The following is a 21,775-nucleotide window of genomic DNA, read 5'->3' on the forward strand; positions in this document are numbered from 1 at the left end:
AAGGAAGGAGGATAAAGGGAAAAGAAAAAGCAATCAAGATGAAGTTGATTGCTTACAGTAAAGGAGAAATGAGCCTCATGAAAGACTCCAATATGCGTTTTTTTATACTTCTTTTTTGGAAAGAGTTCCATTTAATTTCAGTTGAATGTTTAAAATCTTTTTCAAAATCACGTTTAATATCGTGAACTGTTTTTGATTCATAAAGTACGCTAATAATTTCGTAATTCAATTCAAAGCTACGTACATCCATGTTCGCTGTTCCGATAGTTGCAATTGTATCATCAACGAGTACAATTTTTGCATGCATAAAACCATCTTTATAACTGTAAATAGAAGCACCAGCTTTTAAAAGTGGAGTGAAATAGGATTGAGATGCTTGATCACTAATGATGCTATCACTTTTACCTGGATATAAAATCCGTACATCTATTCCGGCAATTGCACTTAAGCGTAATAATGTTAAAGTTTCTTGATCTGGAATAAAGTAGGGTGTAGCGATCCAAATGGATTTTTTTGCAGAGCCCATAACAGCTAATAATGTATTACGAATACTTTTATCATCGGAGCTTGGTCCGCTTGCTACGATTTGAACAGCACCTTCTGCATGTGAAATCTCTTTACCTGGGAAGTATTGTCTATTCATGAATTGATCCCAGGAATAAGTATTTAAACCACTAGAGGCATAGAGCCAGTCTTCTAGAAAGATTGCTTGTAATTTATATAATGCTTTTCCTTCTATTTTTAGATGACTATCACGCCAAACAGGAAATTTCTTTGAACGGCCAAGATATTCATCACCGACATTGAGTCCTCCGGTAAAACCAATTTCTCCATCTACAATAACAATTTTTCGATGGTTACGATAATTGACAGTTTCAAGTAACCAAGCTGAAAAAATAGGGTCAAATTCTACAATTTCAATCCCAGCTTCTTTCATAGGTTGCAAAAATCGTCTTCTTAACGTGTTACTTCCAAGACCATCATAAAGGAAGCGTACAATAACACCATCTTTTGCTTTTTGTATTAAAGCATCTCGAACTTTTGTACCAATTTCATCAGATTTATAAATGTAGTATTGAATATGTATATGATGTTTTGCCTGCTCTATAGCTCGCAAAATTTCTGAAAATGTTTGATCTCCGTTTGTTAAAAGTTTTGTAGTTGTTTTATCTGCGGCAGGACCGCCTCCAAATTTTTGTATGACTTCTGTTAAATGTATGGAACGTTCATTTAGTGGGACTGTGAGTAATAACTCTAGTCTTCTTCCTTCTAATATTTCACGGAATAATTTTCTTTGTTCTTCTGAACGATGGAGATGTTTTTTTCTTCTCCAGCGGCTGCGCCCGAAAATAGCGTATAAAAGCACACCTATAATAGGAAGAAGTGCTAATACTAAAAACCATGCCAATGTGCTTTGTGGAGATCTATTTTCTATAAAGATAACGAATGAAATTCCTACGATTGTGATGGACCATAGAGCACCGACAAATGTATATAACGAAATATACGATGTATTTAATAGGAACAGAACGATAGATACAATTGTAAATATTAATAGTAACTGAACGATAGGCTTCTTCATTTCTATATAATTCCCCTAATCTTTTTTCAATATAGATTTCTTAAATAGAAGATGTAATATGACATCTTTATTATAAGGTGTTTTGCTTTTTTTACAAAATATAGACATTTCACCTATACTTTCCGCATTTGTCCTACATACAGTGTACTATCACATTTTTATCCCACTCTTAATGCATATGAAAATGAAAAAATCGAAAAGGAGCGGAGAAACATGAATTATATAGAAAATAATGGATTGTATTATCGGAATCATCATCATGGAGGACACAATCATGGTGGGCACAATCATAACGGCGGACATCATCACCATGGAGGACACAATCACCATGATCACCATCATCATCACGGAGGCGGATGGGGCTGGGGGGGTAGTTCATGGGGAGGCGGATTTTTCCCTGGAAGCTTTGCAGGAGGAGTGTTAGGTGGACTGACAGCTGGCGCATTAACGGGTGCAGCAAGTGGAGGGTATTATCCAGCGCCATATCCAGTAACTTATCCATCACCATACCCTGTAACGTATCCAATGCCATACCCAGGTTATCAGCAAATACCATATTCGTATTAAACTAAAAAAGAGGCTACCCTCTTTTTTAGTTTAATACGGTATTTATTTATAAAATACTTCCAAAATTAAGGTGAAAATATGTTAATATTTTGTTATTGTAATTCAAAAACATATACATTAATGTAGATTTTCATATTATTATTCGTGAATAGTTATGTAGTATGGTCTAATTTCTATTTTGTTATTAAAGAGTAAAGAGATCAGATGTGAATGGTATTAGTTAGAAACAGGGCTTGGATAGAGCCACTTAAAAGGATTGCAGTATAATAAGGTGCGAAATAATTAGGGAGATGAGAAGCTACTAGTTATAATTGAAACGGTATAATATTGCTTTTTATTACAAATAATATTATGTTATTTTAATCGGTCTATTTAAAAAGATAATTTATGTAATGGGCTAGTATTAGAAAATGAAATATCTCTATTTCTATGAAGAGAAACAGGTTGTGTTTTAGTCAGATAGGAAGCAAGGAGAGATGCGCATGCTAGAACAGAGAGGTCATGCATTATATGACTCTTCATTGCGAGATTTAAAGTTAGCATTAGATGAGTCTTCAATTGTTGCAATTACAGATCGAAAAGGTCTTATTACATATGTAAATGATAAATTTTGTGAAATCTCTAAATACAAAAGAGAAGAATTAATTGGAAAAGATCACCGTATTTTAAATTCAGGACATCATCCGAAAACCTTTTTTCAAAACTTATGGAAACGTATTTTGAATGGGAAAGTATGGACAGGTGAGATTCGGAATCGAGCAAAAGATGGTACATATTATTGGGTCAAAACAACAATTGTTCCATTTTTAAATGAAAAAGGAGAGCCATACCAGTTTATCGCAATTCGAAATGATATTAGTAGTAGAAAAGAAGCAGAACATAGATTGCGGCTAAGTGAAAGTCGTTATAGGGAACTTGCCTATCATGATGCTTTAACCAGTTTGCCGAACCGTTTGCAATTAATAACAACCGTTAATAAATTGATTGCAGATAAAAAAGAATTTGGTATGATTTACTTTGATTTGGACCGTTTTAAATTAGTAAATGATACGTTAGGTCATATGATAGGGGACTTACTTTTAAGCGAAGTCGCTTCACGGTTGCATTATGTACTAGGAGAGAAAGATGTTCTGGCTAGGCTAGGTGGCGACGAATTTGTGCTGTTAACAAAAAATCATAGGCAAGATGATATGAGTCAGTTAGCGACATCTGTGTTGTCATGTTTTCAGGCACCATTTATGTTGGAAGGCCATGAAGTATACATTTCAGCTAGTCTAGGACTTTGTTCTTATCCACAAGACGGACTAGACGTGGAAACGTTATTGAAAAACTCTGACTTAGCTATGTATAGTGCAAAAGAACAAGGTAGAAACGCTGCATGTTTCTTTACAGATGAGCTACGGGCGAAAATAAATCGTAGAATGAAAGTTGAGTTTGCTTTGCAAAAGGCAATTCGTGATGAAGAGTTAGATGTAGCATTGCAGCCTATTATTGATTTGAAAACGAAGAGATATTCTGGTATAGAAGCTTTAGTACGCTGTATGACAGAAGACGGCCCCATTGCACCAAGCGAATTTATCCCGGTAGCTGAAGAGTCTGGACTTATTATAAAGCTAGGAGACTGGGTATTAGAAAAATCGTGCCGATTGTTTAAAACATTGCCAAATTATCAAGAAGGACTAAAGTTATCTGTGAATTTATCTATACAACAATTAATGCAGAAACGTTTTATTTTGTCTGTACGTAGCATTTTAAAGAGAACTGGTTTTCCTCCGAACCGTTTAATATTAGAAATAACGGAAAGCATTGCAGTCCGCCATTTTGATTATATTATTGCTACATTACAAGAATTAAGAAATATGGGTGTTTTAATTGCTTTGGATGATTTCGGAACTGGCTATTCTTCCTTATATTATTTAAAACAACTACCACTGGATATTGTGAAAATTGATCGTAATTTTATTCGTGAATTTCATTATGATCACGCGCAACCAGAACGAACAATTGTAAAATCTGTTATTGAAATTGCTCATAGTTTAAATTTAGCAGTAGTTGCTGAAGGGGTAGAAACAGTAGAGCAAGAGAGTTTGTTACAATCAATGAGCTGTGATTATGTACAGGGATTTTATTATGCGAAACCTTTATCTGTAGGAGAGTTAAAAGAAAAGTTAATTACAGATTTTTAATAAAAAAGAGAAGCCAGCAGCTTCTCTTTATTTAATCCGTTTTTTGTGAGTCTTTCATTAGTACTGGATAAAGAATAAGACCTAATACGAACAATCCAATTCCTAAGAAGAACGTTTTTAAATCAGCAGTTCCCGTTTTGATAACCCAAATTGAGTATACAAATGCTAATGTAGTGATGATCCCGTCCTTTATTCGAGAACCAGGCATTATATCATACGTTTCTCCTGTAATAACCAGTTTGAATTGGTACAGAGTAGAAACTAGGTATGGAATTAAATAGGCTAATGTTGCTACGACAATAGCGAAACTATACGCTTCTGAAACAGTACCAGAAATCGTTGAAAATAAGAAAATTTGCGTCATTACATTTGTAATCAATAATGATTTTGAAGGACTACCTTTTTTATTTGTTTTCCCGAAAAACTTAGGGAAAAGTCCATTCTTTGCTGCCTGGTAAGGTACTTCTGAACTAACAACAATCCAACCAACTGTAGATCCAAATAAAGATATAAGAGCGAGTAAAGCCATGATATATGCGCCTTTATTTCCAATTGCTAAATTTAATGCGTCTACTAATGGTTTTTGAGACTCTTTTAAAGCATCTTGCGGAAGAGCTCCCATTGTAAGTAAAGTAATTGACATGTAAATAAGAAGAGCGATAATTAATCCGAAAATCGTAGCTTTTTTTACATCGCGCTGTGATTTTGCACGATTAGAAAGCATAACTGCTGATTCAATACCGATAAATGCCCAGAGTGTTGCAATAGCAGCTGAATTGATTTGTCCACCTAACGAGATGGATTGTCCTGCTTCATTCATAAAGGTTTGACCGTCTCCGAAATTAGAGGCATTGAAAATGAATAATGTAATTACAATAAACATTGTAAATCCGATAATTTTTGCAATGGTAGCAAGTAGATTCATATTTCCAGCTCGATCAATATTTTGAGAAAGAATATATTGAATTCCCCACAGCATAAGGCTACATACGAGGAAAGTTAATCCTTTTCCGAGTTCTAGTGAAAATCCGTTTATTGAAAAAAGAATTTGCTTACTTTGTAAAACTGGAAAGAATGTTGATAAATATCCAGCAAAGGAAATAATAACAGATGCTGTTGCAGCCCAGTTAGCAGCCCAATATCCCCATGCCATACTATATCCCGCAACTTTACCAGCTTTTTTTGAAGGAAACATCGCTTGAGCGTAGCTTTGTGGTCCAGCTTTTAATTCTGGTTTCCGAATCGCTAAATTTCCAAATACAAGTGCAATCATAAATACGCCAAGGCCTGTAATACTCCATGCGAGTGTAGAACCCATTGGCCCTGATACTTGTGCTAAATTTGCTGGAAGCATAAATACGCCACCGCCAACCATATTCCCGATAACAAATGCTGTTAAAACCCATAATCCCCATTTTTTCGTTTCCATTTTTGTTAACTCCTTTGTAGTAAGTTTTGCTTAAACATCATTTTTTACTAGCTTTTTGACAATAAAAAAAGAGCCATGTAGATAAAAAAATACCTACATGGCTCTTTCGCCAAAGCGTAGGTACAACGGGAATAACCCTTGTACCTACGCGTAATTTTTCCGCTAGGTTTCAAGGGTTACGTATGATGATGATGTTTTTGTGCAAATGAAACTACAGTTGTTGTATAAGTAAGCATAGTTCTTTGCTCCCTTTCTCCTCTGATTTTGAAGTTAGTATACTACATGTTTTTTTGAATGAAAAGAAAAATATAAAAATTTTTATAAAAATACGTTTTAAAGATTAAATATTTACCTATATTTTTCTTGTACTGGAAAATAAGTGAGAGATTGGCAGAAGAGTGAAGCATGTTATAATACATATAGAATTAGAAGGTGACAAGGGGCTATTGTAGATGATGAGTAAGTATGAACAAATTTATACAGAAATCAGTAAATCTATTGATAATAAACAATTAAAAGAGGGATGCAAAATCCCATCAGAAACAGAATTAATGAAGCAGTATGAGGCAAGCCGAGGCACGGTAAGAAAAGCTGTAGATTTACTGCAAGAGCGTGGATATGTGCAAAAAATTCATGGAAAAGGTGTTTTTGTTTTAAAGCGAAAAAATATTGAATTTAATTTTGGCGGTATTGTAAGTTTCCAAGAAGAAAATGAACGTTTAGGACGTCATTGTATTACGGAAGTTGTGGAAATGGACAAAGAAAAAGCCACAAAAGAAATTGCGAAATTATTAAATGTAAAAGAAAAAACAGAGATTGATCATATTAAACGTGTACGAAATATTGATGGAGAAAAAGTAATTTTAGATATAAATCATTTTGTATCTGAGTTTATTCCAGGATTAACGAAAGAAATTGCAACTGCATCGATTTATAAATACATTGAGAAAGAGCTTGGGCTACATATTAGTTATTCGCAGAGGGTAATTGAAGTACAGCCGTGTACAGAGGATGACAGAAAGTATTTAGATTTAAATGGAACAGACTATGTTGTCGTTGTGAAAAACTTTACACATTTGTATGATGGAAGTCAGTTTGAATACACAGAATCACGCCACCGTTTAGATATTTTTCACTTTTCGGATGTGGCACGCAGGAAGTAAAGAGGTGGAACAAAATATTGTTTCATCTCTTTTTTTATAAAAAAAAAACACAAACTCGTATATACGAGTGTTGACTAACTTATATATACGAGTTAATATGTAATTGTAAACGGTATCAAAAAAAGAAAAGAGGGACGGGAATATGGGGAAAGACTATCGTAAAACAGCAGAGGAAGTGTTGCAGTATATTGGTGGGAAAGACAATATTGAACAAGCTGCACATTGTGTGACGAGGCTCCGTATCGCTTTAAAAGATGAAAGTAAAATAGATAATGATAAATTACAGTCTGTTTCATTAGTGAAAGGAGCGTTTCATAACGCTGGTATATTTCAAGTTGTAATTGGTCCAGGGGATGTAGATCGTGTTTACGCTGAATTGATAACGCTTGCAGGTATGGAAGAATCGACTGTAGCTGACGTAAAAGATTCTGGAAATCAGAAGTTAAATCCAGCTCAAAAGTTTGTGAAAATATTTTCGGATGTATTTATGCCGATATTACCAGCGATCGTAACAGCTGGTTTACTAATGGGTATTAACAATCTATTAGGGGCAAAGGACTTATTTTTTGATGGGAAAAATTTATTAGATGTTTATCCGAACTTAGGCGGGCTTTGGGATTTAATTAATATGATGGCCAATACAGCATTCGTATTCTTACCAGCACTTGTCGGGTGGTCAGCAACGAAGCGTTTTGGTGGTAGTCCAATACTAGGGATTGTTATGGGATTAATGCTTGTGCACCCGGCCTTATTAAACGCTTGGGACTATGGAAAAGCAGCGACTGGTTTAGAGGGTCAAAAGATTGAGTACTTCAATATTTTAGGACTGTTCCAAATTGAGAAGGTAGGATATCAAGGACAAATTTTACCTGTTTTAGTAGCAGCTTTTGTATTAAGTAAAGTGGAAATTTTCTTAAAGAAACATGTACCAAATGCAATTCAATTATTAGTTGTACCAATTACAACAATCGTTGTGACAGGTGTGTTAGCATTAGGAATTATCGGTCCGGTTACACGTCATATTGGAGATTTATTAACAGTAGGATTAGTAGGTGTATATGAAACAGTACCAGTAGTTGGAGCAGTATTGTTTGGAGCATTATATGCACCGCTTGTAATTACAGGTATGCATCATATGTTTATTGCAATTGATTTACAATTGATTGCACAGCACGGTGGCACATTCATTTGGCCAATGATTGCTCTTTCTAACATTGCGCAAGGTAGTGCGGCACTTGCAATGTTCTGGATTTCTAAAAATCAAAATGATAAAAGTATGGCATCAACATCAGCCATTTCAGCATACTTCGGTATTACAGAACCAGCGATGTTTGGTGTGAATTTACGAAATAAGTTCCCGTTCTATGCAGCGATTATAGGGTCTGCTGTGGCAGCGATATTCATTACATTAAATGGTGTATTAGCACCTGCTATCGGAATTGGCGGATTGCCAGCATTTATTTCTATCATTCCGAAATCGATTCCAATGTTTATTGTAGGAATGATTATTGCAGTTGTAATCCCATTTACTTTAACATGGTTATTTGCAAAAAGAGTCAAACAGAAGTAGGAGGAAGTTAAACATGAAGGATTGGCATAAAAGTGTAGTCTATCAAATTTATCCGAAGAGCTTTAATAGCTATTACAATAAAGAAACCGGTGATATAAAAGGGGTTACAGAGAAACTAGATTATTTAAAAGAACTCGGAGTGGATTATATTTGGTTAACACCGATATACCAATCACCACAAAATGATAATGGATATGATGTAAGTGATTACTACAGCATTGATCCATCTTACGGAACGATGGAAGAGTTTGAGGAACTTTTAGCAGAAGCGAAAGTACGTAACATTGAAATTATGCTTGATATTGTTGTAAATCATAGTTCGACTGAACATAAGTGGTTTAAAGAAGCGAAGGAAGATAAAAATAGTCCATATCGTAATTACTATATTTGGCGTGATGAAAAAAATAATTGGCAGTCTAAGTTTGGTGGATCTGCTTGGAAATATGATGAGAAGACGGAGCAATATTATTTACATTTATTTGATGAAACACAAGCTGATTTAAATTGGGAAAATGAACAACTTCGCGAAGAAGTATATGATATGATGCGTTTTTGGCTGGATAAAGGGGTAACAGGATTCCGATTAGATGTCATTAACTTAATTTCAAAAGACCAATGTTTCTTAAACGATGAAGGTAATACTGCGACAAGTGATGGACGCAAGTATTATACAGATGGTCCGCGTGTTCATGAATATTTACAAGAGATGAACCGAAAAGTTTTTGCAGGAAAAGATGTAATTACAGTTGGAGAAATGTCATCTACGACAATTGATAATTGTATTAAATATTCTAATCCTGAGCGTAATGAACTGAGCATGACGTTTAGTTTCCATCATTTAAAAGTAGATTATCCGAATGGTGATAAGTGGACGAAAGCAGAGTTTGATTTTATTAAATTAAAAGAGATTATGTCTAACTGGCAAATTGAAATGCAAAAGGGCGGAGGATGGAATGCGTTATTTTGGTGTAATCATGACCAACCTCGCATAGTGTCACGCTTCGGTGATGATAGAAAGTACCGAAATGAATCTGCGAAAATGTTAGCGACAGCTATGCATATGTTGCAAGGAACACCTTACATTTATCAAGGCGAAGAAATCGGTATGACGAATCCTAAATTCGAGTCCATCGAGCAATATCGCGATGTGGAATCGTTAAATATATACGATATCAAGCGAGAAGAAGGATTATCAAAAGAAGAGATTATCGGGATTTTAAAACAAAAATCTCGTGACAACTCTCGTACTCCGATGCAGTGGAATGAAGAGATGAACAGTGGTTTTACAACAAGTACACCTTGGATTTCAGTGGCTGAAAACTTTACAGAAATAAACGTAGAGAAGGCATTAGAAGATAAAGAGTCTGTATTTTATCATTATAAAAAGTTAATAGAACTTAGAAAAACGTATGATGTAATTACAGAAGGAGAATATGCTATTTTGGATAAAAATGATCCTAAAATTTGGGCATATACTCGTACTACAGAAAGTGAAGTACTACTTGTTATAAATAACTTCTATGGAGAAGAAATAACGTACTCTGTACCAGCGCACGTTCAATTAGATGGAATGAAACAAGAAGTACTACTGTCGAATTATAAAGATGCCAGCAAGGATATTGCAAAACTTAACTTAAGACCATATGAATCAATTGTGTATCGATATACGAAATAAAAAGGTTGTATGCCGCATGGGCATACAACCTTTTATTTTAAGACACCACTATACAAAATGCTTACTTCTACTTCAGGTTTAAACTTTACTTTTGCATAATCTTTATCCCAATTTTTTTTCCTCCATAACTCAGGGTGATAAGCGATAAGGTGTCTGCCGATACCGAAAGCATCACAGTTTGCTTTTTGTAGCTTTTTTGTTATTTGTTTCGCTTCTTTCGTAAGTTGCTTTGATAATTCTTTATTTAGTTTTTTTCGTTCCCACATTTTATAAAGATTATCTCTTGGAGCCTCAAGCGCTATAACTTTTAGTTGAAGCTTAATGTGAGCATAAACATTTCCTTTTTTATCTGTTGTTATTTTTAAGTCTCGTTTTAATTTCCGATTGCTAATTTCCATCGTTAAATAATCAGATGTCGTCTCTGATTCATCGCTAGTAAGTTTTTGGGTGATACGGGCACTTGTTCCCATTTTTCCAGTTAATAACACGAATAAAACAGATTGTTTCAAAGGTAAATGCCCAGTTAATTTGTCTTTATTAAATAAAGATAATCCGTCTGTAATAACTTCTTTTTCTTTTATTTTTATAGAGGGGAGGGTAAAATCTTTACCTGGATCTAACATTTTTGTAGCAGCTGTTTCTAAAGTTTCTTTCGGAAACACACTCATATCTTCTAAGCTTTTTACTTTTTTCTTTAAAAAATCTCCAATTAATAAATTTCCTACTTTCTTTTTTTTGAGTATCTCGGATGTTTCACCATCTACTGCAATAAGTTTTACTAAAGCAGTTGGGTTTGTTGGGTCCCGAAAGCTGACATCTAAATAGGGTAGTATACCTTTCTTTAGAATTTTGGTTCCAAGTAATTGAACGCCATATTTGAAATAGCGGATATGCCCAGTTACATTTTTTTTTAGGGCATCACTTGTATCCCTTATGTTATATCCAGTTGCTGAATGTACTTCATTCTCGAATGAAGATTGTTCTCCGCTTGAACTTTTTACAAGTTCAAGCGTTTGTTGAAGTTTATTTTCTTCCGTAATATCATATCCAATGCTATAAGCTAATCTCGCTTCTCTTAATGGTTCTTGATCCCAACAGCCAGAAAGGAATGCACTAGTACATAATAAAAAAAGTAATTTAACTCTTTTTTTGAACATACTGCTCTCCTTTCTTATTTCTTATCACTGAATAAAGTAGAAATAAAAGAGGAAGGACAACGATGAAAATATAGGTGAACTTATCAGTGAAAGTTGCAATTACTTTTAATTCTTCGGGTGTATCGATAAATACGGCTACACTAAAGGCAATAATACCAACTATTGGAACAGCTTTTTTATGATTAGCAAGATTGAATATATGTCCAATTCCGATTGAAGCAGCACAATAATAACTAGCAATAGAAGCCACAACTGTTATCATCCATATTGGTATGAATAGTAAATCAGTACGGTCTATAATCCCGATATGTAAGGAGCGCAATAAGTAAGCAACTGGCTCTGGAATAAGCTCAATTTGCTTTGGACTAAATACGATAAAGCAAATCCAAACAGTGAAAGTATAAAAAAGGGTTACAAATCCATTAGCGATAGAAATTGCCTTTAGTTTTGCCACAGAACTCCCGTTTACTTTTGGGAAAGCGATAAGAATAATTTCAAAACCATACATAGCTGTAATGGTTTCCCTAGATGCTTGAATAATATTCCACCATCCGGCTTCTGTGATTGGAAAAATATAAGAAAAATCAGCTCGTGAAAACCCTAGTGCAATTAAAAGAGCCATGGGCAAAATGAGAATAGAGGCCATCACATAAAACCTTACAATTACTTTAAATGTATTATAGGCTACATAGCAGCAAGCTATTGTAAATAGTATGAGAATTGCAGACCAAGGGGTTGCTTGCAAAACCCATACTTTAATGACATTACAAGCGTTTAACATAACGGTCATACCAATAAGGGTAAAATAAAAAACATAAGCAAAACCTAATAGTTTTCCAAACTTATTACCAAATAGCATACAAACACTTTCATACATATCCGCATCAGGAAATCGTTTTAAGAAAAGCCACATAAGTAAAATGATAAGTTGAATTGCAAGACCAGCTATGAGAGCAGAAATCCATCCGCCGCCTTTCGCTATCGGATGAAGACGGTTAGGTAGAGAGAGTATACCGACCCCAATTTGGCATTGAATAACGAAAAAGGTAAATTGAACAAGTGAAATTTTACTTTGCGTGTTTGTCACCGTCCTCATCCTCTCTCGTTACATGTTGTCGTTGCATTTTTTTCGGTTTTGGATCATGTGGTCGTTCCCAAAACGACCACATTGGAAGTCTTACAAAAGAATCTTTCATATCTTTTATCCGCATCGGGGCAACAGGAGAAAGATATGGTGTATGAAATGAATGTAGTTGGCATAAGTGAACGAAAGTTATAATTAGACCAAATGAGATGCCTACATATCCGAATATAGCAGCAAGGAGCATTAACGGAAAACGAAGAATCCGAACTGCTGAACTCATATCATTTGATGGAACGAGAAAAGATGAGATTGCAGTTAAAGCTACAACGATAATCATTGTGTAAGAAACGAGTCCGGCTTTTACAATCGCATCACCAATTACTAAACCACCTACAATACCGATTGTTTGTCCAACTCGGCTTGGCAAGCGAATACCAGCTTCCCGTAATAATTCAAAGATTAATTCCATTAAGAGAGCTTCAAAAATAGGAGGAAGAGGCACTTTTTCTAAAGAAGCTTTAATTGTGTAAACGAGTTCAAGTGGCAACACATCAGGATGAAAAGCGACGGTTGCGATATATATAGCTGGTAAGAGAAAGGCAATCAAGAAACTAACTAAGCGAATCATTCGGACGAAAGAACCGACGATCCAGCGGTTATTATAATCGTCTGGTGATTGATAGAAAGCAAATAACGTAACAGGAACGATAAGTGCTGTTGGATCTCCATCAGATAAAATAGCAACTCGTCCTTCCATTAAATTTGCTGCGACTCTATCTGGACGCTCTGTATTTAACTGCTGTGGAAATGGTGAGAAAGACGTATCCTCTATAAATTCTTGTATATATCCTGGAGGCATAAGTGCATCTGTCTTAATCGTTTCTAACCTTCTTTTTACTTCTGTAACTAAATCGTCATTAGCTATGTTTTGCATATAAGCAATAGCTACTTTCGTGTGCATTTCTTCACCGAGTGTAAAATATTTAACAACTACATTTGGACTCTTAATGAGTTTACGAATAGAGGCTAAATTCGTTGCTAAATCTTCTACAAAACCAGTATGCGGTCCACGTACAATACCTTCATTATCAGGCTCTGTTATATCTCTCTTTAAAGATAGAGCCGTTTCAAAAATGCAAAAGCTTTCGACATGTTCATGAAAATATAAAGATTTACCTTGTAATAAAAGCTGCACACCATAATTTAAATTCGTTTCTTTTTTCATATTTAATGTAGAAAAAGCTTTATCTAAAGATAAATCCGACCGCGTTAATAATGGTTCAAGAACTAATTGATGAATTAGATTTGGATCTGCTAAAGATTCGATATATAAGATTATCCCTTTTCCGTTTTGAAAAGGGATATCTAATTTTTTTATATCATCAGAATGAGAAAGTTTATTTTCAATGTAATTAATGTTCTCAGGAAGTGATGGAAACATATGTTTTTGTTTTTTACTCTCTTGTTGTTCTTTTCTCTCTGTCATAATTTCCACCTCTTTTAAAGTGCAACTGTTTCTGTTAATTTTTGTCGTTTGTGAGAAATTTATGCTTGAATTATTTTTTTAAAAGAGAATTGAAAGTTACGTTATATTGTCTTTTGTGCATTATTCAATTTCATAGCAGTACTTCTCACATTTGTGTCGAATTAAGAAGATATATAGGAGGGATACATATGGAAATAGCTGTAGAACGTGTTTTTACGAAAGAGATCTTAAGAAGAGCGGCAAAGGCATTTCATGTAACAGTGGAAGAGAAGCCGCTTGGAGATTTTGAAAATTATATTTTTAAGGCGAAGGGAGATAATGATGAGGACTATGTATTACGTTTAACGCATTCTTCGCATCGCTCTAAAAAAGAAGTTGAAGCTGAACTAGATTTTTTACGATATGTTGCGGAGCATGGGGCAAAGGTAGCAGGACCTCTTAACTCAACTTCTCAAAATCTTGTAGAAGAAATTGGAGCGGAAGATAGCACTTTCTTTTTTGCTTCTTTATTTACATATGCAAAAGGTGAGCAAGTAAAAGGGGAAGGATCGCCTTATTGGGGAGATGATTATTTTGAAGCATGGGGAAAAGCGATTGGACAACTGCATCGCCTAACAATGAGCTATCCTAAAACAGACTATCGTGATACGTGGGAAGAAGACGAAAGTGGAATTGTTAATGAATTAGAAGATGATCAAGTGAAACAGATTGCAGCGGTATTAATGGATGAGATTAAGGCCCTTCCAGTTGAAAGAGAAACGTTCGGTCTTATGCACGGTGATATCCATCCCGGTAATTTTCATTATGATGGTAAAGAGCTAACAATCTTTGATTTTGATGATGCGGCTTATAATTACTTTATACATGATTTAGCGATGGTTCTCTATTACTCTATTCTATTTACACCATGGACAGCGGAAGAGAAGACAGACTTTGCTCGTAAACAGCTACAAGTGTTACGAAAAGGCTATGAGCATGAGCACAGACTGGCGGATAGTTGGTATGAATCGTTACCGTTGTTTTTACGTCTACGTGATGTTGGTTTATACGGTACACTTCAAAAGAAGTTTAAGGGGAAAGGTATGCCAGATAACTTCCGAGAATTATCAGAAGAGCTATATGAAAGAATTATAAAAAGAGAAGCAATTGTGAATATATAATACATTTAGTTCGAAACAAAGTATATAAAACAAATATATACTTTGTTTTTTTATACAAAAATATGTTTACTTTATTAAAATAATATTGTCCTAGATTCAGTATACACTTATAATTTTATATATATTCTGAATATTCTTTATAAAGAAGGAGGGGGAATGTTGGAAGCTTTCGTGAATTGGTTAAATAATATTGTTTGGAGTCCAGCACTTGTTTATTTATGTTTAGGAGTAGGTTTATATTTTTCCATTCGAACGAGGTTTTTACAAGTAAGGCATGTAGGAGAAATGGTGAAGCTGACATTTCAAGGTGAAAAATCAGAGGCTGGTGTTTCTTCATTTCAAGCGTTAGCACTTTCGTTATCAGGACGCGTTGGGACGGGGAATATAGCTGGGGTAGCAACAGCGGTTGCCTTCGGTGGACCAGGAGCTGTATTTTGGATGTGGGCAGTGGCCTTTTTAGGAGCAGGATCAGCTTATATAGAATCTACATTAGCGCAAATATATAAGACGAAACATCAAGGACAGTTTCGTGGTGGACCTGCTTATTACATTGAAAAAGGTTTAGGTGTGAAATGGTATGCATTAGTATTCGTTGCAGCGACAATTCTTGCAACGGGGCTTTTACTGCCAGGTGTGCAGGCAAATAGTATTGCTGTAAGTTTAGAAACAGCTTTTGGAATTAACACCACCGTATCAGGGGCTTTATTAGTTGTTGTACTAGCTATTATCATCTTCGGTGGAGTAAAGCGAATTGTTAACGTTGCACAAGTTGTCGTACCGTTTATGGCAGTTGGTTATATTTTAGTAGCTTGCGTTATTGTTGCTATGAATATTGAAAAGTTGCCAGAAGCATTTATGCTAATTATAAGAAGTGCTTTTGCATTAGAAGCGGCTTTCGGTGGTATTATCGGTTTAGCAATTTCTTGGGGAGTAAAACGAGGTATTTATTCCAATGAAGCAGGGCAAGGAACTGGACCACATGCAGCAGCAGCAGCTGAAGTATCACATCCAGCTAAGCAAGGTTTAGTGCAAGCATTTTCCGTTTACATTGATACATTATTTGTTTGTTCAGCAACAGCATTTATGATGATTATTACAGGCATGTATAACGTATTTGATGCAAGCGGAAAAAACTTTATCGTTAATAAATTAAATGGCGCTCAGCCAGGACCAGGATATACACAGGCGGCGGTAGAATCTGTTTTTCCTGGATTTGGAAACGGTTTCGTTGCAATCTCGTTATTATTCTTCGCGTTTACAACAATTATGGCGTATTACTACATTGCAGAAACGAATATCGCGTACTTAAATCGTGATAAAGACCGTCCTTGGTTGTCTATTGTACTAAAATTTGTTTTTTTAGGAGCTGTATTCTACGGTTGTATTAAAACAGCAGCAACGGCGTGGGCTTTAGGTGATATCGGTGTAGGAATTATGGCATGGGTAAATATCATTGCGATTTTATTATTACAAAAACCTGCATTAGTCGCATTAAAGGATTATGAAAAACAGAAAAAAGAAGGAAAAGATCCAGTATTCGATCCGCAGCCATTAGGAATTAAAAATGCTGATTTTTGGGAGCATGAATACGGGAAAGATAAGAAAGAAGAAGTATCTTAATAGAATAGAAATGAAGAAGCAAAGGGGAAACCCTTTGCTTTTTTATGGACAAATTGAAGCTGAAAGTTATTTTTGGGACTATTTTTGAATATAAAAAGAATGTACATGCGTTGTTAGGGGAAGGGGGAGTATGTTGATAGAATTTCGTAATGTAAATAAATATTATGGTAATTTTCAAGTTTTGAAAAATATTAATGTGCAAGTGAAAAAAGGAGAAGTGGTAGTAGTTGTCGGGCCTTCAGGATCAGGAAAAAGTACATTGCTTCGATGTATAAATCAATTAGAGGCAATTACAGATGGAGGATTAATTGTACAAAATACAGAGGTACACAATAAAAAGACGGACATGAATGAATTGCGGCGAAATATTGGGATGGTCTTTCAACATTTTTATTTATACCCACATAAAACAGTTCTGCAAAATATTACACTAGCACCGATTAAAGTAAATAAAGTTTCCAAAGAAGAAGCAGAGAAAACAGCAATGTTTTATTTAGAGAAAGTAGGAATCCCGGAGAAGGCTAATGTATATCCACATCAATTATCCGGAGGACAACAGCAAAGAGTAGCAATTGCTAGAGGACTTGCGATGCAGCCGGAAATTATGCTGTTCGATGAGCCTACGTCTGCTCTTGATCCGGAGATGATCGGGGAAGTACTTGATGTTATGAAAACGCTAGCTAAAGAAGGGATGACAATGGTCGTTGTCACGCATGAAATGGGATTTGCGCGAGAAGTAGCAGATCGGATTTTATTTATGGATGATGGTCAAATTATTGAAGATACGACACCGGCGCAATTTTTTGCAAATCCTGAACAAGAAAGAGCTCGTTTATTTTTAAGTCGGGTGCTAAATCATTAGAGGAGGAATTCCATGCTTAAAATGAAAAAGTTATTTACTTTAATCGTATTTTCATGTTTATTCGTGCTTGTTGTTGCTGGATGCGGAAGTAAGAAAGATGAGGCAAAGGAAACAAATACGAAGCAAGGCGGGGCTGTTGAGCAAATTAAGAAACGAGGAAAATTAGTAGTCGGGGTGAAGAATGATACGAATTTATTTGGATTAAAAAATCCTTCAACAGGGCAAGTAGAAGGATTCGATGTTGATGTTGCGAAGGCACTTGCGAAAAAAATTCTTGGAGATGAAAAGAAGCTAGAGCTGAAAGAAGTAACGTCTAAAACACGTATTCCAATGCTGAAAAATGGTGATATTGATGCAATTATTGCGACAATGACAATTACGGAAGAGCGCAAAAAAGAAGTGGATTTCTCAGATGTATATTTTAAAGCCGGACAATCGTTACTTGTGAAAAAAGGAAGCAATATTAAGAGCATCGATGATATAAAACAAGGCGTTAAAGTATTAGCTGTAAAAGGATCAACATCTACAAATAACATTCGTCAAAAGTCACCAGAAGCGACTGTATTAGAATTTGAAAATTATAGTGAGGCATTTACAGCGTTAAAGGCAGGTAAAGGTGATGTGTTAACGACAGATAATGCAATCCTTTACGGAATGGCAAAACAAGATTCTAATTATGAAGTAGTAGGAAAAATTTTTACAGATGAACCGTACGGAATTGCAGTGCAAAAAGGTGCAGACGATTTAACGAAAGAGATTAATAACTTACTAAAAGATATGAAGGCGAGCGGGGAATACGATAAATTGTATGAAAAATGGATCGGTCAAAAACAAGAGAAGTAAAGTGAAACTTTATTTTTCTTGATAAATAGTAAAAGTGAGAGGATGAGAGTGCTCATCCTCTTCTTGTAAAGAAAGAGGGGAGAATATGTGCCTGATTTTTCTATATTAACGAATAACATTGATATGTATTTAGAAGGATTTAAATATACAGTTATGTCTAGTGTAATTGCATTGATAGGCAGTTTTATTTTAGGAGTAATTTTGGCAGTAATGCGCATCGCACCGATTCGTATTTTAAATTGGGTAGGTTCAGCTTTTGTAGAGTTTGTAAGAAATATTCCACTCGTATTAATTGCATTTATATTTTATTTCGCGTTACCTGTAATAGGAATTACTTTAAATGGTTTTGTAGCAGGAACAGTTACGCTTACCGTATATACAGCAGCGTTTATTGCGGAAGTTATTCGCGCTGGTATTCTATCAGTCGAGAAAGGTCAGATGGAAGCAGCACGTTCCTCAGGATTGACTTATACGCAAGCAATGTACCATGTCGTTTTACCTCAAGCTATGAAAATTGTAATTCCCCCTTTAGGAAACCAGTTTCTCAATTTAGTTAAAAACTCCTCAATACTTGGAATTATTGCTGGTGCTGATTTAATGTATCAAGGAGATTTAATTTCAACGAAGACGTTTGTTACGTTTGATGTATATATATTTGTCGGGATGTTTTATTTAATATTAACAATTCCGCTCAGTATGCTAGTGCGTTATTTAGAAAAACGCTTAGCAAAGGAGGCGGTGTAAATGGATTTTAAGGGAGCAATTACAGGGGATCATATTCTATTTTTATTAAAAGGATTACTTATAACGTTAGAGGTAGCGCTCGTAGCAATTGTACTTAGCTTTATTATTGGTAGTGTAATAGGGATATTGCGCTACATGAAAATACCTGTCGTCTCACAAGTATTAGGAATTATCGTTGAAGTAATTCGAAATTTACCACTACTTTTGATTATATTTTTCACGTATTTTGCACTACCAGAAGCAGGCTTGAAATTAGAAATTATAACAGCTGTAATTGTTGCTTTAACAATATTTGAAGCAGCAATGATATCTGAAATTGTTCGAAGTGGTCTATTATCGATTGAAAAAGGACAAATTGAGGCTGCAAGATCTTCAGGATTAACGTATGTGCAAGCGCTTTGGCATATCATTTTACCACAAGCATTAAGGAGAATGGTTCCACCGCTTGTCAGTCAATTTATTTCATTGCTGAAAGATACAGCATTAGCAGTTGTTATATCACTGCCAGAGCTTATGCATAATGCTCAAATTATTAGCGGACAAAATGTGAATTATATGATTCCAACGTTTATGGTAGTAGCTTGTATGTACTTTATCGTAAATTATAGTTTATCAATTTTATCCAGAAGATTAGAACTTCGTTAACCCTTACAATATATGTAAGGGTTTTTCCTTGTTTCTCCTTATTTTCCTCTAAATAGAATCTAAATCTAGCTATAATTAGATTTTTTATATTATTTTATCAGAAAAGTTTTAATTTTATATAGAAAATGTAATCGCTTTCGTGTATATTTTTATTATCAGAAAATTTTAACAAGATATAGGGGTATTTGTAGGGGGAGGATTTAGATGCAGCAACCAACGAATGAGAAATTACATCGTACGATGAAGAGTAGACATTTATTTATGATCGCACTTGGTGGTGTAATTGGAACTGGTTTTTTCTTAGGTTCGGGTTACACCATTAATCAGGCTGGACCAGGGGGGGCCATCCTTTCATATTTAGTAGGCGGATTTATTATGTATTTAACAATGCTTTGTCTTGGAGAGTTAACGGTAGCAATGCCGGTTTCGGGATCTTTCCAAAAGTATGCAACGAAGTTTATTGGACCAGGAACAGGCTTTATGATTGGTTGGTTATACTGGCTCGGCTGGGCAGTAACAGTGGGTCTAGAATTAACGTCAATAGGTTTAATGATGAAAAGATGGTTTCCAAATGTTGATGTTTGGGTATGGTGCCTTGTATTCGGCGTTATTCTATATGCGTCAAATGCTATCTCAGCGAAAAGCTACGCTGAATTAGAATTTTGGTTTTCTAGTATTAAAGTAATTACAATCCTTGCATTTGTTGTTCTTGGTGGTAGTGCATTATTAGGATTTATATCATATGACGGAAAAGAAGCAGCACCTCTTTTCTCTAACTTTGTAAGCGATGGTGGACTTTTCCCGAATGGAATAGCTGCCGTATTACTTACAATGATTACAGTTAACTTCTCGTTCCAAGGAACAGAGTTAATCGGGATTGCAGCGGGAGAAAGTGAAAATCCAGAAAAAACAATTCCACGTGCGATCCGTAATACAGTATGGCGCATTATGTTATTCTTCATTTTAACAATGACAATTTTAGTAGGATTAATTTCTTGGAAGGAAGCAGGCGTAATTGAAAGTCCATTCGTAGTTGTATTTGATAAAATCGGTATTCCATATGCAGCTGATATTATGAACTTTGTTATTATTACTGCGTTATTATCTGTAGCGAACTCTGGATTATATGCAGCGACACGTATATTATGGTCACTTGCAAATGAAGGAATGGCACCAACTTCTTTCAAGAAAGTAAATAAACGTGGTATTCCAATTACAGCGCTAGTCGTAACGATTGCGGTAGCTGGATTATCCCTATTCACAAGTTTCCTTGCAGAAGATACAGTATACATGTACTTATTATCGATAGCTGGTTTATCGGCTGTTTCAAGTTGGATCATTATTGCTCTATCGCAACTTCGCTTTAGAAGTCAGTATATAAAAGGCGGAGGAAAGTTAGAGGACTTAAAGTATAGAACACCACTATATCCGATTGTTCCAATTTTAGCTTTAATTACAAATAGCATCGTTGTTATTAGTTTAGCGTTTATTCCTGAACAAAGAATGGCGTTATACTGCGGTATTCCATTTATCATTTTCTGCTATATATATTATTATTATATGAGTAAGAAACAGCAGAAACCGATGAAAGTGGAGATGGACAAAACAAATGAAACTAACAATCAAACACGATGATATAAAGGCAGATTTATCGTACGCTCAATTAGCGATTGGAAAAGAAAACGGGTATTCACCGTTACAATTACTCGTTTCTTCTATCGCAGGATGTAGTGCAATTGTCTTTCGAACAATTTTAGAAAAGAAACGTATTACATACGATACGTTTACGATCGAAACTGAAATTGGTAGAAGTGAAGCTTTATCCAAACCAGTTGAAAGTGTTCATTTGCAATATAAAATTAAAGCGGAAAACATTACAGAAGAGCAGTTGGACAAAGCATTGCAGCTTGCAGTGAAAAATTGTACGATTGTTCAATCTGTAAAAGATAGTATAAAGGTTACGGAAACAATTGAACTAATAAAATGAAACATAAAAACGTGA

Annotated in this window: 18 protein-coding genes; 13 read left to right on the plus strand and 5 right to left on the minus strand. The window is 35.1% G+C overall.

The window, feature by feature from the left end:
- Positions 1-52: 52 nt before the first annotated feature.
- Positions 53-1,582, minus strand: coding sequence for a cardiolipin synthase (locus tag MR160_RS07750; protein WP_000743027.1), 1,530 nt, complete (start codon positions 1,580-1,582; stop codon positions 53-55).
- Between the two features lie 213 nt (positions 1,583-1,795).
- Here MR160_RS07750 and MR160_RS07755 point away from each other — a divergent pair, with 213 nt between their 5' ends.
- Positions 1,796-2,149, plus strand: a complete 354-nt coding sequence (locus tag MR160_RS07755; protein ID WP_001106404.1) for a hypothetical protein — start codon at positions 1,796-1,798, stop codon at positions 2,147-2,149.
- Between the two features lie 482 nt (positions 2,150-2,631).
- On the plus strand, positions 2,632-4,335 hold the full coding sequence (locus MR160_RS07760; RefSeq protein ID WP_000893348.1) for a putative bifunctional diguanylate cyclase/phosphodiesterase: 1,704 nt from the start codon (positions 2,632-2,634) through the stop codon (positions 4,333-4,335).
- 31 nt (positions 4,336-4,366) lie between these two features.
- Here MR160_RS07760 and MR160_RS07765 read toward each other — a convergent pair whose 3' ends face one another.
- A complete protein-coding gene (locus tag MR160_RS07765) occupies positions 4,367-5,764 on the minus strand; it encodes an amino acid permease (RefSeq protein WP_000448446.1) in 1,398 nt (465 codons plus the stop codon).
- A 452-nt stretch (positions 5,765-6,216) separates the two neighbouring features.
- On the opposite strand from MR160_RS07765, the gene treR reads away from it, so the two are divergent.
- From treR to treC, 3 genes are all read left to right on the plus strand, one after another.
- On the plus strand, positions 6,217-6,927 hold the full coding sequence (gene treR / locus MR160_RS07770; protein ID WP_000987242.1) for a trehalose operon repressor: 711 nt from the start codon (positions 6,217-6,219) through the stop codon (positions 6,925-6,927).
- Positions 6,928-7,069: 142 nt separating this feature from the next.
- Complete coding sequence (gene treP, locus MR160_RS07775) at positions 7,070-8,497, plus strand: PTS system trehalose-specific EIIBC component (protein ID WP_000513939.1); 1,428 nt, start codon at positions 7,070-7,072, stop codon at positions 8,495-8,497.
- 13 nt (positions 8,498-8,510) lie between these two features.
- Positions 8,511-10,172: an alpha,alpha-phosphotrehalase gene (gene treC / locus MR160_RS07780; RefSeq protein ID WP_000656109.1), complete on the plus strand. Its 1,662-nt coding sequence runs from the start codon at positions 8,511-8,513 to the stop codon at positions 10,170-10,172.
- A 32-nt stretch (positions 10,173-10,204) separates the two neighbouring features.
- Here treC and MR160_RS07785 read toward each other — a convergent pair whose 3' ends face one another.
- Genes MR160_RS07785 through gerKA form a run of 3 tightly spaced genes read right to left on the minus strand, consistent with a single transcriptional unit; the run spans position 10,205 to position 13,899 of the window.
- Positions 10,205-11,329: a Ger(x)C family spore germination protein gene (locus MR160_RS07785; protein ID WP_242297191.1), complete on the minus strand. Its 1,125-nt coding sequence runs from the start codon at positions 11,327-11,329 to the stop codon at positions 10,205-10,207.
- Positions 11,310-12,416 carry a GerAB/ArcD/ProY family transporter gene (locus MR160_RS07790; protein ID WP_098832767.1) on the minus strand — a complete coding sequence of 369 codons (1,107 nt, stop codon included), beginning with the start codon at positions 12,414-12,416 and terminating at the stop codon, positions 11,310-11,312. Before MR160_RS07790 ends, MR160_RS07785 begins: the two co-directional genes overlap by 20 nt.
- The gene (gene gerKA, locus MR160_RS07795) at positions 12,397-13,899 is read right to left on the minus strand and encodes a spore germination protein GerKA (protein WP_044783725.1); all 1,503 of its coding nucleotides are present in this window, start codon (positions 13,897-13,899) and stop codon (positions 12,397-12,399) included. The genes MR160_RS07790 and gerKA overlap by 20 nt, the downstream gene beginning before the upstream one ends.
- 188 nt (positions 13,900-14,087) lie before the next feature.
- Here gerKA and MR160_RS07800 point away from each other — a divergent pair, with 188 nt between their 5' ends.
- The 8 genes from MR160_RS07800 to MR160_RS07835 all read left to right on the plus strand — a co-directional run bounded on the left by MR160_RS07800 (position 14,088) and on the right by MR160_RS07835 (position 21,760).
- Positions 14,088-15,059 carry a phosphotransferase enzyme family protein gene (locus MR160_RS07800; RefSeq protein ID WP_242297193.1) on the plus strand — a complete coding sequence of 324 codons (972 nt, stop codon included), beginning with the start codon at positions 14,088-14,090 and terminating at the stop codon, positions 15,057-15,059.
- A 159-nt stretch (positions 15,060-15,218) separates the two neighbouring features.
- Positions 15,219-16,679 (plus strand): alanine/glycine:cation symporter family protein, encoded by a 1,461-nt coding sequence (locus MR160_RS07805; protein WP_000387172.1) that lies wholly within the window; start codon positions 15,219-15,221, stop codon positions 16,677-16,679.
- A gap of 133 nt (positions 16,680-16,812) precedes the next feature.
- Positions 16,813-17,541: an amino acid ABC transporter ATP-binding protein gene (locus MR160_RS07810; RefSeq protein WP_002083770.1), complete on the plus strand. Its 729-nt coding sequence runs from the start codon at positions 16,813-16,815 to the stop codon at positions 17,539-17,541.
- Between the two features lie 12 nt (positions 17,542-17,553).
- Positions 17,554-18,384, plus strand: a complete 831-nt coding sequence (glnH, locus tag MR160_RS07815) for a glutamine ABC transporter substrate-binding protein GlnH (RefSeq protein ID WP_000916489.1) — start codon at positions 17,554-17,556, stop codon at positions 18,382-18,384.
- Between the two features lie 87 nt (positions 18,385-18,471).
- Positions 18,472-19,128 carry an amino acid ABC transporter permease gene (locus MR160_RS07820; protein WP_001112685.1) on the plus strand — a complete coding sequence of 219 codons (657 nt, stop codon included), beginning with the start codon at positions 18,472-18,474 and terminating at the stop codon, positions 19,126-19,128.
- Positions 19,129-19,773: an amino acid ABC transporter permease gene (locus tag MR160_RS07825; RefSeq protein ID WP_000345975.1), complete on the plus strand. Its 645-nt coding sequence runs from the start codon at positions 19,129-19,131 to the stop codon at positions 19,771-19,773.
- Positions 19,774-19,977: 204 nt separating this feature from the next.
- Complete coding sequence (locus MR160_RS07830) at positions 19,978-21,408, plus strand: amino acid permease (RefSeq protein WP_242297194.1); 1,431 nt, start codon at positions 19,978-19,980, stop codon at positions 21,406-21,408.
- The gene (locus MR160_RS07835) at positions 21,383-21,760 is read left to right on the plus strand and encodes an OsmC family protein (protein ID WP_000778854.1); all 378 of its coding nucleotides are present in this window, start codon (positions 21,383-21,385) and stop codon (positions 21,758-21,760) included. The genes MR160_RS07830 and MR160_RS07835 overlap by 26 nt, the downstream gene beginning before the upstream one ends.
- Positions 21,761-21,775: the final 15 nt, after the last annotated feature.

This window comes from Bacillus cereus group sp. BfR-BA-01382 (genome assembly GCF_022663475.1).
Lineage (GTDB): Bacteria > Bacillota > Bacilli > Bacillales > Bacillaceae_G > Bacillus_A > Bacillus_A thuringiensis_S.